The organism is Brevibacterium sp. CS2, assembly GCF_005280295.1.
GTDB classification, from domain to species: domain Bacteria; phylum Actinomycetota; class Actinomycetes; order Actinomycetales; family Brevibacteriaceae; genus Brevibacterium; species Brevibacterium pityocampae.
Genome location: NZ_CP040020.1, coordinates 612,842 through 627,539 on the forward strand (window position 1 = coordinate 612,842; position 14,698 = coordinate 627,539).

Annotated in this window: 11 protein-coding genes; 3 read left to right on the forward strand and 8 right to left on the reverse strand. The window is 70.4% G+C overall.

The genetic code is table 11. The features are described 5' to 3' along the window. Positions 1–23: 23 nt before the first annotated feature. Positions 24–2,468, reverse strand: a complete 2,445-nt coding sequence (locus FDF13_RS02665; RefSeq protein ID WP_137318339.1) for an ATP-dependent DNA ligase — start codon at positions 2,466–2,468, stop codon at positions 24–26. A gap of 135 nt (positions 2,469–2,603) precedes the next feature. Between FDF13_RS02665 and FDF13_RS02670 the strand changes: the two genes are divergently transcribed. Continuing rightward, positions 2,604–3,773 carry a Ku protein gene (locus tag FDF13_RS02670; RefSeq protein WP_137318340.1) on the forward strand — a complete coding sequence of 390 codons (1,170 nt, stop codon included), beginning with the start codon at positions 2,604–2,606 and terminating at the stop codon, positions 3,771–3,773. A gap of 220 nt (positions 3,774–3,993) precedes the next feature. On the opposite strand, the gene FDF13_RS02675 is transcribed toward FDF13_RS02670, so the two are convergent. From FDF13_RS02675 to FDF13_RS02700, 6 genes are all read right to left on the reverse strand, one after another. Continuing rightward, complete coding sequence (locus FDF13_RS02675; protein ID WP_137318341.1) at positions 3,994–4,749, reverse strand: ABC transporter ATP-binding protein; 756 nt, start codon at positions 4,747–4,749, stop codon at positions 3,994–3,996. After that, positions 4,746–5,765, reverse strand: coding sequence for an iron chelate uptake ABC transporter family permease subunit (locus tag FDF13_RS02680; protein ID WP_247618404.1), 1,020 nt, complete (start codon positions 5,763–5,765; stop codon positions 4,746–4,748). The genes FDF13_RS02675 and FDF13_RS02680 overlap by 4 nt, the downstream gene beginning before the upstream one ends. After that, positions 5,755–6,681, reverse strand: coding sequence for an ABC transporter permease (locus FDF13_RS02685; RefSeq protein ID WP_254668872.1), 927 nt, complete (start codon positions 6,679–6,681; stop codon positions 5,755–5,757). Before FDF13_RS02685 ends, FDF13_RS02680 begins: the two co-directional genes overlap by 11 nt. Positions 6,682–6,771: 90 nt before the next feature. After that, complete coding sequence (locus FDF13_RS02690; RefSeq protein WP_137318343.1) at positions 6,772–7,734, reverse strand: siderophore ABC transporter substrate-binding protein; 963 nt, start codon at positions 7,732–7,734, stop codon at positions 6,772–6,774. 278 nt (positions 7,735–8,012) lie between these two features. Further along, positions 8,013–9,128: an inositol monophosphatase family protein gene (locus tag FDF13_RS15445; RefSeq protein WP_302630563.1), complete on the reverse strand. Its 1,116-nt coding sequence runs from the start codon at positions 9,126–9,128 to the stop codon at positions 8,013–8,015. A gap of 22 nt (positions 9,129–9,150) precedes the next feature. Then, the gene (locus FDF13_RS02700) at positions 9,151–9,477 is read right to left on the reverse strand and encodes a hypothetical protein (protein WP_137318344.1); all 327 of its coding nucleotides are present in this window, start codon (positions 9,475–9,477) and stop codon (positions 9,151–9,153) included. Positions 9,478–9,957: 480 nt separating this feature from the next. Between FDF13_RS02700 and FDF13_RS02705 the strand changes: the two genes are divergently transcribed. Together FDF13_RS02705 and FDF13_RS02710 are read left to right on the forward strand one after the other, a co-directional pair. Then, positions 9,958–12,969: an FAD-binding and (Fe-S)-binding domain-containing protein gene (locus tag FDF13_RS02705; protein WP_137318345.1), complete on the forward strand. Its 3,012-nt coding sequence runs from the start codon at positions 9,958–9,960 to the stop codon at positions 12,967–12,969. 108 nt (positions 12,970–13,077) lie between these two features. Further along, positions 13,078–13,929 carry a potassium channel family protein gene (locus tag FDF13_RS02710; protein ID WP_137318346.1) on the forward strand — a complete coding sequence of 284 codons (852 nt, stop codon included), beginning with the start codon at positions 13,078–13,080 and terminating at the stop codon, positions 13,927–13,929. Between the two features lie 194 nt (positions 13,930–14,123). Here FDF13_RS02710 and FDF13_RS02715 read toward each other — a convergent pair whose 3' ends face one another. Next, positions 14,124–14,513 carry a universal stress protein gene (locus tag FDF13_RS02715; protein ID WP_137318347.1) on the reverse strand — a complete coding sequence of 130 codons (390 nt, stop codon included), beginning with the start codon at positions 14,511–14,513 and terminating at the stop codon, positions 14,124–14,126. Between the last annotated feature and the right edge of the window lie 185 nt (positions 14,514–14,698).

Sequence of the window (14,698 nt, forward strand, 5' to 3'; positions counted from 1 at the left end):
AGAGCGGCTGCCGGGGCGGGCCGTCATTCCACCGGCGACTCCCAGCGCACTTCGTCCGGGGTCTTGTCCGGGCGCAGCCCGCGCCAGATCGGCTGCCGCAGCCGCCCCTCGGATGTGCGGCCGGAGTGCGCGACCTCGCCGACGAGCTTCGCGCTCACCCACGTCGCATCGCGGGAGTCCGCCGCGGGGACATCGCCGACAGCCGGGGTCCTGCGCGTGATCCGGTCGAGCCGTGCGCGCAGGTCGGCGAGCTCGGCTTCGGCGAATCCGCTGCCGACGCGCCCCGCGTATGCGAGCTCACCGTCCTCGGGCACCGCGAGGAGCAGGGAGCCGAGTGTCGAGGAGCGGCTCCCCTTCCCCGTCCGGTATCCGATGACGACCGCCTCCTGGTGGGTGTCGTGCTTGATCTTGATCCAGCCGCGGGACCGCCGGCCGGGCAGGTAGCGGTCGTCCGTCCGCTTGGCGACGATCCCCTCGAGGCCGAGCTCACGACTGATGTCGATCGCGGCGTCGACCGGCACGCCGAGGTCGGCGGGCACCTGGATGCGGTCGCTGCCCGACCGCCCGTCCCCGCCCAGCAGCTCCTCGAGGAGTGCGCGGCGTTCGGAGTACGGGCGGGTGAGCAGACTGCCGTGCTCCGGTGAGCGGAGGAGGTCGAAGACGAAGAGGTAGGCCGGGGTGTCCTCCATCGCCCGCTCGACATCGCGGGGACGGGTGAGCTTCCCGCGGGTCTGGAGCAGCCCGAAGCTCGGCCGGCTGCTGCTGTCGAGGGCGACGATCTCACCGTCGACCACCGTGCCGACGGGCACGAGCTCGGCGAGCGCGGCGAGTTCGGGGAAGGTGCGGAGCAGGTCGACGCCGTTGCGGCTGCGGAGCTCGACCCCGTCCTCCCGGGCCCCGGCGATCGCCCGATAGCCGTCCCACTTCCCCTCGAACGCCCATTCGTCGTCGGCGTCGAGATCCGCCGGCGATCCCGCCGTCGCGAGCATCGGGGCCGGGAGGTCGTCGGTGAAGGGTGCCGCGGCCGCCGGCTGGTCCTTCATCAGCTGCATGAGCCAGCTGTCGCCGTCGGTATGGACGAGGACGTAGCGTCGGGGCACTCCTCCGAGCCCGCCGTCCGGGCGCCCGTCGAGCACGGCGATGATCTCCTCGCCCGCCCGCCACTTCTCGATGGCGATCGTGCCCGAGTCCCAGATCGTCACCTCACCGGCGCCGTATTCCCCCTTCGGGATCCTCCCCTCGAAGCGCGCGTACTCGAGCGGGTGGTCCTCCGTCTGCACCGCCAGCCGGTTGACGCCCGGCTCCAGGGGCGGGCCCTTGGGCACCGCCCAGGACACGAGCACCCCGTCGCGCTCGTAGCGGGTGTCGAAGTGGAGGCGGCTGGCGTGGTGCTCCTGGATGACGAAGATCGGCTCGGTGCCCGCGGAGCCCGCCGTCCGCCCGGCTTCCTCCTCGCCCGTCCCCCTGGAGCCGCCCCGCGCGGACCCGTGCGGTGCGGCCTCCGGCACCGGCTCCGGCGTCCGGGCGGCATCCCGTCTGGCCCGGTAGGCGTCCAGCGCACCGGCCGTGCCGTCCGCTCGCGGGTCCCGCCCGAGATCGGCCATCGGGTCGAGGCCGTCGGCCACCCGATCCATCACCTGGCGGTGGTCGAGCTGCGCCAGGCCCGGGTCGTCGAGCTCGTCCCAGGTGCGCGGCGCGGCGACGAACGGACGGGCCCGGCCGCGCAGCGAGTAGGGGCAGACGGTGGTCTTGCTCGAATTGTTCTGGCTCCAGTCGACGAGCACCCTGCCGCGGCGCAGCGACTTCTTCATCCGGCTCACCACGAGGTCGGGGTGATCGGCCTCGAGGGACCGGGCGAGCTCGTGGGCCACCTCGGACACCTGCTCCGAGGTCGAGGCGCCGTCGAGCCCGGCGTAGAGGTGGATGCCCTTCGACCCGGAGGTCACCGGCACCGACTCGAGACCGAGGTCGGTGAGGATGTCCCGGCACAGGCGGGCGACCTCGGCGCACTCGGCGAGTCCGAGCCCCGGGCCCGGGTCGAGGTCGAGCACCAGCCGGTCGGGATTCTGCGGGACGCCGTCCGCGTCGAACCGCCATTGCGGGACGTGGATCTCGAGGGCCGCGACCTGCCCCAGCCAGGCGAGCACTGAGGGCCCGTCGATGAGCGGGTAGGTGTTCGTGTGGTCGGAGTGCTCGAGGTCCTCCCGCGGCACCCAGCCGGGGGCGGAGTCCTCGAGGTCCTTGCGGAAGAACGGTGCCCGGGGCTCGGCCTCGGTGCCGACCCCGTCCGGCCAGTGCTTGCGCGTGACGGGGCGCCCGGCCGCCTGCGGGACGAGCACCGGCGCGATGGTGCTGAGGTAGGTCAGGACGTCGGCCTTCGTGGTCCCCGCGGACGGGTAGAGCACCTTGTCGAGGTTGCTCAGCGTCAGCTGCCGGCCGTCGACCGTGACCTTCTGCCGCTTCGCCATCCGTCCTCCTCCGTCGGGCCGCGCGTCGGGTCCCGGGGGCGGCGGATTCAAGGGGCCTTGTGGTCGCTCGGGTACTCGCTAGGCTGATGGAACAGCATCCTAGTGCTCGTGCACGCGTCCTGACAGGGGTGGAACATGAGAGCGATCTGGTCCGGAACGGTGTCCTTCGGCCTCGTCAGCGTGCCGGTCAAGCTGTATTCGGCGACCGAGAGCCACGATATCGATCTCCATCAGGTCCATGACGCCGACGGCGGTCGGATCCGGTACCAGCGGCGCTGCGAGGTGTGCGGGAAGACGGTCGACTACGCGCACATCGACAAGGCCTACGACGACGGCGAGGACACCGTGGTGCTCTCCGACGAGGAGCTCGAGTCGCTGCCGGCGGAGGCGGACAAGGAGATCGAGGTCGTCCAGTTCGTCCCGGACGATCAGATCGACCCGATGACCTTCGAGAAGAGCTACTACCTCGAGCCCGCCGCGAAGTCGGCGAAGGCCTACATCCTGCTCCGCCGGACGCTCGAGGAGACCGCACGGACCGCGGTGGTGACGTTCGCGCTGCGCTCGCGGACCCGGCTGGCGGCGCTGCGCGTGCGCGACGACGTCATCGTCCTGCAGACCATGCTGTGGGCCGACGAGGTGCGTGATGCGGACTTCGACGCCGCCTCGGCCGAGGTGAGGATCAGCAAGCGGGAGATGGAGATGTCGCGTGCGCTCGTCGAGCAGTTCTCCGAGGACTACGAGCCGGAGAGGTTCGTCGACGAGTACCAGGAGGAGCTGCGGACGCTCATCGACGAGAAGCTCGACCAGGGGGACGCGCTCGACACGGACGCGACCTTCGGCCGCACCGACGACGAGGACGGCGGAGACGGCGAGGGCGGCGGAGACGTCATCGACCTCATGGAGGCGCTCAAGCGCAGCGTCGAGAAGCGCCGCGGCTCGCAGACGGGCGGCTCACAGGCGGGCGGTTCCCAGGCGGGCGGTTCCCAGGCGGGCACCGCGGGGTCGGGTGCGAGTGCGAAGGGCTCGAAGTCGGGCACCGCGAAGAAGGGCTCGAAGTCGAAGAAGAAGAGTTCGGACTCCGCGAAGACGAGCGCGAAGAAATCCCCGCAGAAGGGCTCGAAGTCGGGGAGGAAACCGGCCTCGAAGAAGAAACCGGCCTCGAAGAAGAAGTCATCCGGCGCGAAGTCCTCGAAGAGCGCGTCCGGGACGAAGACGTCGTCATCGGCGAAGACGTCGAAGGCCTCGACAGCGTCGAAGAAGTCGTCATCGTCGAAGAAGTCCGGCGGGAGGAAGAAGTCGGCCTGAGGCGCGCCGGACCCCGACCTCCACGGCCACTTCCAGTGCGGTCCTTCCGCTCCACGGCCACTCCAGTGCGGTTCTCCCGTTCCACGGCCACTTCCAGTGCGGTCCTTCCGCTCCACAGGCACTCCAGTGCGGTTCTCCCATTCCACGGCCGAACCAGTGCGGTTTCGGCACCGGATCCGCACTGCGGTGACCCCCGAACCGTCCCCCGCACCCAGGAGGCTCAGAAGTACACGCCGATCCGGCGGCCGTCGACCTCGATGATGCGGATGTCCATGTCGTAGATGTTCGCCAGGCACTCCGTCGTCATGATGTCGCAGGAGTTCCCGGCGGCCACGATCTTGCCGCGCTTCATCGCGATGATCGAGTCCGAGTAGGTCGAGGCGAAGTTGATGTCGTGGATGACGATGACGATCGTCTTCCCGAGGTCGTCCGCGGACCGCCGGAGCAGGCGCATCATGTGCACCGAGTGCTTCATGTCGAGGTTGTTGAGCGGCTCGTCGAGGAGCACGAACTCGGTGTCCTGCGCCATGACCATCGCGACATAGGCACGCTGCCGCTGTCCGCCGGAGAGCTGGTCGATGAACCGGTTGCGGAGCCCGCCGAGGTCGAAGTACTGGATGTGGCGCTCGATCTCGAAGGTGTCCTCCGGGGTGAGCCGGCCCTTCGAGTACGGGTAGCGGCCGAACGCCACGAGGTCCTGCACCGTGAGGCGCATGGTCATGTGGTTCTCCTGGCGGAGGATCGCCAGGTGCCGGGCCAGCCGGTCGGAGGCGACGGTCGACACGTCCATCCCGGCCACGGTGATCGAGCCGGCGTCCGAGGGCAGCAGGCGCGCGATCATCGACAGCATGGTCGACTTGCCCGCCCCGTTGGCGCCGATGATCGAGGTGACGCCCCCGGCGGGGATCGACAGCGTGACGTCGTCGACGACCACCTGGTGGTCGTAGATCTTGGTGACGCCGGACAGTTCGATCATGTGGTGCCCTTTCTGCGCAGCAGCAGGCCGATGAACAGCAGGCCGCCGACGAACTCGATGATGACGCTGAGCGCGGTGGAGAATCCGAGCAGGTGCTCCATGACGAACTGGCCGCCGACGAGCGTGATGACGGTGACGCCGATGACGAACGGCAGCAGCACCGCGTGCCGGTACGACCCGGCGAGCTGGTACGCGAGGTGCGCGACGATGAGGCCGAGGAACGTCGAGGGCCCGACGAGCGCGGTCGAGGCGGCGATGAGCACGGAGACGAGGAACAGCACCCAGACGGTGACCCGCTGGTGGCGCACGCCGAGGTTGATCGCGGTGTCGCGACCCAGGCCCATGACGTCGAGCGGGTTGCGCAGCAGCCACAGACCGGCGCACGCCACGGCGACGATGATCCCGGCCACCGGCACGATCTCGGCCTGGATGGAGTTGAAGCTCGCGAAGAAGGTGTCCTGGAGCACCTGGTACTCGTTGGGGTCCATGATGCGCTGGAGGAAGAGGGAGATCGACCGGAACAGGGTCGAGAGCACGATTCCGACGAGGAGCACGACCTGCAGGGACCGCCGGGCGCCGACGAGCAGCCAGGTGTAGAGCAGCATGCAGACGATGACCATCGCGATCATCTCCGCGAAGAAGCGTCCGGTGACGTTCCACAGAGCCAGTGCGGTCGAGCCGACGGCAAAGGTCAGCGCGGTCTGGATGAGCATGAACAGCGCGTCGAAGCCCATGATCGACGGGGTGAGGATCCGGTTGCCGGTGACCGTCTGGAAGGCGACCGAGGCGGTGCCGACGGCGGCCCCCACGATGACCATGCCGATGACCGCCGTGGTGCGCCGTTCGACGATGTACTCGAAGGCGCCGCGGATGTCCCAGAACACGAACGCGAAGCACAGCACGGCGGCGACGATGAGGACGACGGCCAGGCGCATGCCGGCGGGCATCGACTGCCGGGTGCGCCGCTCGGGCTCGGGGGTCTCGATGACGCCCAGGGCTGCGGGTTCAGTACTCACGCTTCGACCCCCAGAGGAGCAGGAACAGGAACAGGCCCGAGCCGAGGACGCCCATGGTCAGGCCGATCGGGATCTCGGCGGGGAAGATGATGATGCGCCCGACGACGTCGCACAGGAGCACGAGGCCGGCGCCGAGCACCGCGACCCAGGGCACGCCGCGCCGGACGTTGTCGCCGAACAGCAGCGTGACGAGGTTCGGCACGATGAGCCCGAGGAAGGGGATCGCACCGACGGTGACGACGACGACCGCGGTGACGAGGGCGACGATCGTCAGCCCGATCGCCATGATCTTCCCGTAGCTCATGCCGAGGCTCGTGGTGAAGTCCTGGCCGAGGCCGACGACGGTGAAGCGGTCGGCGGCGATGTAGGCGATGAGCGTGAGGATGCCGACGATCCACAGCAGCTCGTAGCGGCCCTTGAGGACGGCGGAGAAGTCGCCGGTGGTCCAGGCGTTGAGGGTCTGCAGGAGGTTCGAGCCGTAGGCGATGAAGGTCGAGATCGAGGCGATGACGCCGCCGAGCATGAGCCCGATGAGGGGGACGAAGAGGGTGTTGCGCAGCGGCAGCCGGGTGAGGATGAGGAGGAACAGCCCGGTGCCGAGCAGCGCCATCACGGATCCGGCGCTCATCTTGAGGAAGATCGAGGCGTTCGGGACCGCGAGGGTGATGAGGAGGAGTCCGAGGCTGGCGGACTCGACGGTGCCCGCGGTCGAGGGTTCGACGAACTTGTTGCGCGCCATCATCTGCATGATGAGGCCGGCGACGGCGAGCGCGGTGCCGGCGAGGATGAGGGAGACGGTGCGCGGGATGCGGGAGATGGCGAACACCTCAGCGGCCTTGTCCTGTCCGCTGAGCAGGTCGGTGAGGGAGAACTCCGCGACGCCGATGAACAGGGACACCGCCGCGAGGGCGAGCACTCCCAGCACCGCTCCGATGAGCGTGATGGTGGAGAGTGCCCGCCCTCGCTTCTGCGTCTCGCAGAAAAGAGGCTCGGCGCTACGCACTGATCAGGCTGCCTGCACTTCTTCGGCCATGTCGGACAGCGCCTGCGGTCCGGTCACGCCGATGATGTACCAGGTCATCGGATCGAGGTAGATGATCCGGTCGTTCTGCGCAGCCTTCGTCTGCTTGACCAGGTCGTTGTCGAGGACCTGCTCGGCCGGCTGGGCGCCCTCGGTGCCCTTGGCGGCGTCGGTGTCGACGACGAAGATCGTCTCCGGGTCGGCCTCGGACACGAACTCGAAGCTCACGGTCTGGCCGTGGGTGGATTCCTCGATGTTCTCGTCCGCCGGGGTGAAGCCGAAGGTCGTGTGGATGATGCCGAACCGCGAGCCCGGGCCGAAGGCGCTGATCTTGCCGCCGCCGGAGGACAGGACGAGGGTGGAGCCGGCATCACCGGCCGCGCCCTTCGCCTCCTCGATGTCGGCCTTGACCTCCTCGACCTCCTCGGTCGCGGCGTCCTCGGCCTGGAAGATCTCGCCGAGCATGCCGAGGTTGCGCTCGAGCTCCTCGACGGGGTCCTCGGTCGGATCGGCCATGACCTGGATGGTCGGGGCGATCTTCTCGAGCTCGGGGATGACCTCGGCGGTGCGGCCGCCGGCGACGATGAGGTCGGGGCCGATCTCGCTGATCGCATCGAAGTCGGGCTCCTTGAGGGAGCCGACCTGCGGGATGTCGCCGTCCTGGTAGTCGGCGAGGTCCTCCGGCACCTTGCCCTTCGCGACGCCGGCGACGGCATCGCCGGCGTCGAGGGCGTCGATCGCGTCGAGCGCGGCCATGTCGAGGACGACGACCTTCTGCGGGTCCTGGGTCACGGTGGTCTCACCGGCCGGATGGGTGACGGTGATCTCGGCTCCTGCGGAGCCTCCTTCGGACCCACCGGCGGCGGTCGTCTGGGAGGAGCCGCAGCCGGCCATGACGAGGGAAGCGGCGGCGAGTGCGCCGAGCACGCCGTATCGAGTGGAGAGCATGATGTCCTTTTATCGGTCGGAACACGGTGGATACTGGCGGGCCGGGGCGGACGTCCCGTGCGGGATCGCGGCCTCGGGCCCGATGGATCAGCACCGATGATCCGCGCCTCGACGGTTCCCGCAGCGCCGCGTCGAGTGCGACGCTGCGGGAATTACGCAAGATTCTTCTGTGCCTACCGAGGTAAGCCTACCCTTACTACTTTCAATATGACAAGCGAAGTGTGGCCTAATTGATCAAGCACTTCGAAAAGGCTTCTGACCTGCGATGATGCTGGGTTTCACGCGTAGAAGTGCTCGCGGAGGAAGGCGAATCGCTCCGGGGTGTCCGCGGCGATGCACAGCTTCGACTCCCCCGCCGGGCGCAGCACGGTGAGCCCGGCCTCCTCGGCGATGATCGCTCCGGCGGCCCAGTCGTAGACGTTGATGCCGTACTCGCAGTAGGCGTTGACGCGGCCCTCCGCGGCGTAGCAGAGGTCGACGGCGGCGGAGCCGGCGCGGCGGATGTCGTCGAACTCCTCCATGATCCGGCCGAGCGCCGCGAGCTGGAGGGTGCGCCGCTCCGGCGAGTAGCTGAAGCCGGTCGCGAGCACGCGGCCGCGGCGCCCGCGCGGGGTGCCGGACAGGCGCGTGTACTCGAGCTCGCCGGGGACGAGGAGCGGGTTCGCGGTCGCCGGGGTCGCCGGGCCCGAGGCGGTCGCCGGGTTCGCGGGCGCGTCCGGGTCGGCGGTGCTCGCGCTCGCCTCCGCCGGCCCCGGGAGGCCCACGGTCTTCCAGGCGCCGCCGCCGGCGCGGGCGAACCACACGGTGCGCAGGGCGGGAGCGGCGACGAGGCCGATCACCCACCGGCCGGTCTCGGGGTCGCGGCCGCCGACCGAGAAGCAGTGCTGTTCGATCCCGCGGACGTAGTTGACCGTGCCGTCGATGGGGTCGACGTGCCATTCGATCAGCCGGTCGGCGCCGGACGCATGCTCGGCGGCAGCAGCCCCGCCGGGCGCGAGGTCGGAGTCGCGGGGCCCGAGGTCGGAGCCGGGGTCGGCGGGCGCGGAGCCGGCAGTGGACGCGGGATCAGCGCCGGGCGCCGGCTCCGACCCATCCGGCCCGGCGAGGAGGCGGGCGGTGATGCGATCGCCGTCGGGCACCTCGGCGAGGGTGCGGGCCGCAGCCCCCTCCTCGCCCACCATGGTGTCCTGCGGGCGGGCGGCGCGGAGGTAGCCGGCGACGAGGGATTCGATCTCCGCATCGGCGACGGTGACGAGGTCGTTGGGGTCGCCCTTCGCCTCGACGAGGGCGGTGTCGAGCCGCTGCCGCCAGTGCGTCATGCGGCTCGTCGCGATGAGCGCGGCATCGCGCGCGGCAACGAGGAGCGGGTCGGCGAGGAACGTCTCCGTATTCACCCTTCGAGCCTAGCGGCCGGGGTCAGGTGACGGCGCCGGAGGGGCCCTGTTCGGGGGCGGAGGCCGAGGGCGCGGACTGGGAGCTGATGGCGGCGATGTCCCCGGCCACCCCGAAGCTGCCGGAGCGGTTCTCGTTGGACTCGCGGTGGCGGCGGACGATCTCCTGCACTGCCTGCGAGGAGGTCCCCGCGGCGTCGGCGATCGCGGAATACGTGACCTCTTCCTCACGCGCACGAAGGATGGCGGCGACATAGTTCGCATTCACCCGGCTCCGCTGCCGGGCGATGCGTCGGACAGCGTTGACGAGCACCTTCTGCTCTGCAGTCAGCTGTCGTGCGCGACGTGACATGTACTTCTACCTCAGACCCACTCGATTCGGCGTGTGGTCATCGAGTCACACAACTGAAAGACGTGCACAGGTGCCACGGTCAAGACCGACTGCATGCCACCGAGTGCATTACAGCAGGATTCTCTAACCAAACTCAAAGACCAGGCGGCAACAACCCGCACCGCCAGGATAGATGTTATTCTATCGTGACTTGATCCGGTTTTCATTTTGTCAAGTTGTCTTGTCACCCTATAGTATCATCCGCCGCACGGAGCCGACAAGGGAGCTTGCAGGCTGGGCGCACGGTCCGGGCTGTCGGCGGTCGCGCGGCCCCGCACGGCACGGCGCGCTGTCCCACTCGTGCCGACGCCCCCGCCCGTTCCTCCCGCCCATTCCTCCCGTCCGTGCAGGCCGGCCGCACCGATACCGCTGCGCCGCCACATCTCGACCGCTCCGCGAACAGCCGTGGCGGTCGCTCGGCCCGCGGGACACAATGGGTCCATGACTTCGGATACCGTCGCTCGCCCCGCCCCCGGTCACCCCGTTGCCGCGCCGGATTATCCTGCTCCCGCGCCGGAGCGCGTGGCGGAGGTCGCGGAGGCGCTCGCCGCGGCCGGCCTGCGCGACTTCACCGCCGACACCGCCCAGCGCGCCGCCTACTCCTCCGACGGCTCGCTCTTCCGAATCGTCCCCACCGCCGTCGTGTTCCCCGCCGACGAGGCCGAGGTCGCCGCCGTCCTGTCCGTGGCCCGCGTACTCGAGGTGCCGATCACCTCGCGCGGGGCCGGCACCACGCTCGCCGGCAACGCCATCGGGCCGGGCATCGTCCTCGACTTCTCCCGGCACATGAAGGCCGTCCGCGAGATCCTCCCGGAGGAGCGTGCCGCGTGGGTGGAGCCCGGCGTCGTCCACGCCGAGCTGCAGGCCCGGGCCCGCGCCCACGGCCTGCGGTTCGGCCCGGACCCCTCGACGCACACCCGCTGCACGATCGGTGGGATGATCGGCAACAACGCCTGCGGACCGCGGGCCATGGGCTACGGCCGGACCGTCGACAACGTGCTCGCACTGCGGGTCATGCTCCTCGACGGCACGATCGTCGACCTCGATGGGGCCGCCGATGCGGATCTCTTCCCCCGCCTCCACGCGCTCGTTGGCGAGAACCTGGGCACCATCCGGACCGAGCTCGGCCATTTCTCCCGGCAGGTGTCGGGGTACGCGCTGGAGAACCTCCTGCCCGAGCACGGCTTCGACCTGCGGAAGGCGTTCGTCGGCTCCGAGGGCACGTGGGGCGTGATCCTCGCCGCGAAGATGCGCCTCGTCGCCGACCCCGCCCACGTCACCACGGTGGTGCTGGGCTACCCGGACATGCCGAGCGCGGCCGACGACGTGCCGGTGCTCCGCCGCTTCCCCGTCACCGCCTGCGAGGGCATGGACCGGCGGATGGTCGACCGGCTCATCGACACGAAGGGTCCCGATGCGGTGCCGCCCATGCCCGCGGGGGACGGCTGGATGATCGTCGAGCTCGCCTCCGACGACGCCGCCGCGCTCGCAGCGCAGGCCGAGGAGCTCGTCGCGGCCGCCGCGGCCGGGGACTCGATGATCCTCGGACTCGGGGACGCGGAACCGATCTGGAAGATCCGGGCCGATGGTGCCGGCCTCGTCTCCCGCACCCCCGACGGCCGGGACGCCCATGCCGGGTGGGAGGACTCCGCGGTCCCGCCGGAGCGCCTCGGCGACTACCTGCGCGAGCTCATGGCGCTCCTCGAGGAGCACGGGCTGTGGGCGCTGCCCTACGGGCACTTCGGCGACGGCTGCCTCCACATGCGGGTCGACTTCCCGCTCGGCGAGGACGGCGGCAGACAGGCCATGCGCGACTTCATGTTCGCCGCGGCGGACCTCGTCGCCCGCTACGGCGGCTCGGTGTCCGGCGAGCACGGGGACGGCCGGGCCCGCGGCGAGCTCCTGCCGCGCATGTACTCCCCCGCCGCGATCGCCCTGTTCGCCGCGGTCAAGCACCTGTTCGACCCGCGGAACCTCCTCAACCCCGGGATCATGGTCGACCCGGACCCGCTCGATGCCGGGATCCGCGTGGCGCTCGCCCGCCCCGGCGATCTGCTGCCGGTGCGCCCGGCCGGGCTCGGCTACGGCTTCGCCCACGACCAGGGCGACTTCACCACCGCGGTCCACCGCTGCACCGGGGTGGGCAAGTGCCGGGCGGACTCCGCGGCGACGGGCGGGGTGATGTGCCCGTCCTACCAGGCGACTCGTGACGAGCTCCATTCGACGCGCGGCCGCGCCCGGGTGCTCCAGGAGATGGTGTCCGGGGACCTCGTCGACACCGACTGGCGGGCGCCCGAGGTGCACGAGGCGCTCGACCTGTGCCTGAGCTGCAAGGCGTGCGACTCCGAGTGCCCGACCGGTACCGACATGGCCGCGTACAAGGCGGAGGTGCTCCACCAGGCGTACAAGGGCCGGCTGCGGCCGATGGACCACTACGTGCTCGGCTGGCTGCCGTGGCTCTCGCGGGTGGGAGCGCCGCTCGCGCCGCTCGCCAACCTGACCGAGCGGCTGCCGGTGCTCGGCAGGCTGGCGAAGAAGGTCGCGGGGATCGATGCCCGCCGCCGCATCCCGGCCTTCACGCGCACGACCTTCACCCGCTGGTTCGGCAGGCGCTCGGACGATGCGGGGCGGCTGGCCGCCGGTGGTTCGCCTCGGTTCGGCGGCACCGGGGCCGCCGCCAGGGCGACGGACGGCAGCGGTGCGGCCGGGGTCACGCAGCGGACCCGCGAGGTCGTCCTGTTCGCCGACACCTGGTCGAACTTCTTCGCCCCGCGGGTGCTCGCCGCCGCGGTCCGGGTGCTCCTCGATGCCGGCGTCGACGTCCGCGTCATCCCGAGCACCGAGTGCTGCGGCCTGACGTGGATCTCGACCGGCCAGCTCGACCTGGCCAAGCAGGTCATGGGGTCCGCGGTCGAGGCGCTCGATGCCACCTGCGACGTGCCGATCATCGGCATCGAGCCGTCCTGCACGGCGACCCTGCGGGACGAGACGGGGAAGCTGCTGGGCACCTCGGCGGCAGCGCGCGTGGCCGCCCGCACCCGCACGCTCGCGGAGTACCTGCTCGACATCGGGTACCCGGTGCCCGACCTGTCCGATCTCACCGCGGTCGTGCAGCCGCACTGCCACCATTCGGCAGTCATGGGGTTCGCCGCGGACCGGGAGCTGCTCGCGCGGACCGGGATCACCACCCGAGTGCTCGGCGGGTGCTGCGGACTGGCGGGGAACTTCGGGGTGGTCGAGGGCCACTACGAGACCTCGGAGGCGGTCGGCGAGCTCGCGCTGCTGCCGGCCGTGCGCGAGGCCCCGGCGGAGGCGATCGTGCTCGCCGACGGCTACTCGTGCCGCACGCAGCTCGCGGATCTCAGCGATCGGAAGGGTGTCCACCTCGCCGAGCTCCTCGCCTGGCGCCTCCCAGCCCCCTCCCCTGAGAACTCGATTTCCGAAGGTTCCTGAGAGCGGATCCGCGATCCATCGCAAGGTCAGCGGGCCGCGCGGGCGCGTCACTCGGTACTCTTCTTCCTACCGATCCACTTCCGTGGACCACGAGGACCGAGGTGATGCATGGCAGGTTCGACGACCCTCCACCCGAGCACCGGCTCGACCGCGGAGCTCACGCGCGTCGAGCGGTGGGAGCGGCGGGCCGAGGTCCCGATGCTCCTCCTGTCCTTCGCGTTCGTCGGCGCCTATGCGTGGACGGTCATCGATCCGACTCTGTCGCCGACGCTCGAGAGCTTCCTCGTCGCGGTCTCGTGGACCACGTGGTTCGCGTTCGCGGTCGACTTCGTGATCAGGATCGCTCTCGCCGAGCACCGCCTGCGCTACATCCTCCAGCACTGGTACGACGTGTTCCTTGTCGCGCTGCCGATGTTCCGCGCACTCCGGCTGCTCCGGATCCTCGGCACCCTGCGCATCCTCAACCGCGTGTTCCAGCAGCGGCTCATCGGCCGCACGGGTGCCTACGTCGTCGTCGCCTCGGTCTTCTGCATCTTCTTCGGCAGTCTCGCGGTGCTCGACGTCGAGCAGGAGGCCCCGGATTCGCAGATCACGAGCTTCGGCGACGCGCTCTGGTGGGCGGTGGTCACCTCGACGACGGTGGGTTACGGCGACCTGTACCCCGTCACCGCGGCCGGGCGGGCGGTGGCCGTCGGGCTCATGATCCTCGGGATCGCGCTCCTCGGTGCTGTGACGGCGAGCATGGCGGCGTGGCTCGTGGCCGCGGTCGAGCAGGACCGCACCCGCCGGGCCGAGGCTGAGGCGGACGCAGTCGCCGAGGCGCGTGCCGGTGTCGAGGCGCGTGCCGGAGCGGGCAGGGATATGAGCGCGGGCCCGGATGCAGGTCGGGGTGCAGATGCGGATGCGCCTGCGGACCACGTCTGCGCCTGCGCGGTCTGCGGTCGGCGGCTGACCGAGTAGCCGCGGACGGACGCGGATGGACACGGACGGGCGCCGTCGGTTCGGGGCACCGGTCCGCGAACTGCGGAGTATCCCGTTCCCGGCGCGCAATTGCGCAGCTCTTTCCGGATACCGCGCAGTTCGGTGCCGCAGGGCTCACGGAGTCAGTGCCCCGGGTCGCGCGCATCGCGCCTGGTTCCACCAGGCCCGGCCGATCAGGCCTTGGCAGTGAGGACCGGGACGGCTGCGTCGAGGAGGATGCGCTGGGCCTGCGATCCGAGGATGAACTTCCCGATCGCGCTGCGCTTGCGCAAGCCGATGACGATGATCTGCGCGTTGTGCTCCTCGGCGAGATCGTTGAGCGTGCCGACGAGGTCGTCCTCGTGGGTCGGCTGGATGACCTCGACCTCGACCCCGGCCTCCGTGCCGAGCTCGACGATGCGCGCAGCGTCCTGCTGCTGGATCGTGGTCACGCTGTCGACCGCGCCCTTGCGAGGCGAGTTCACCACGACGGCTCGAGCGCCGCGCAGCTTCGCCTCGGTGAATCCGAGTTCGAGCGCCGCCTCACCCTCGGGCGCCGGGAGGTAACCGATGAGAACCGTCATGGCATCAGTATGGCACCCGACGCGATCCGCGCCAGTCCGCCGCGGAGGCACCCACCGGCCAGGCGCCGACCACGGGGGGGTCCCCCGCCGAGGCGCCCGCCGGCCCGGCGCCGACCACAGAAAGCCCGCAACCGAGGCGCAGTCGCTCCGGCACCTCACCCGCACCGCAGCATCACCGCAGGTCA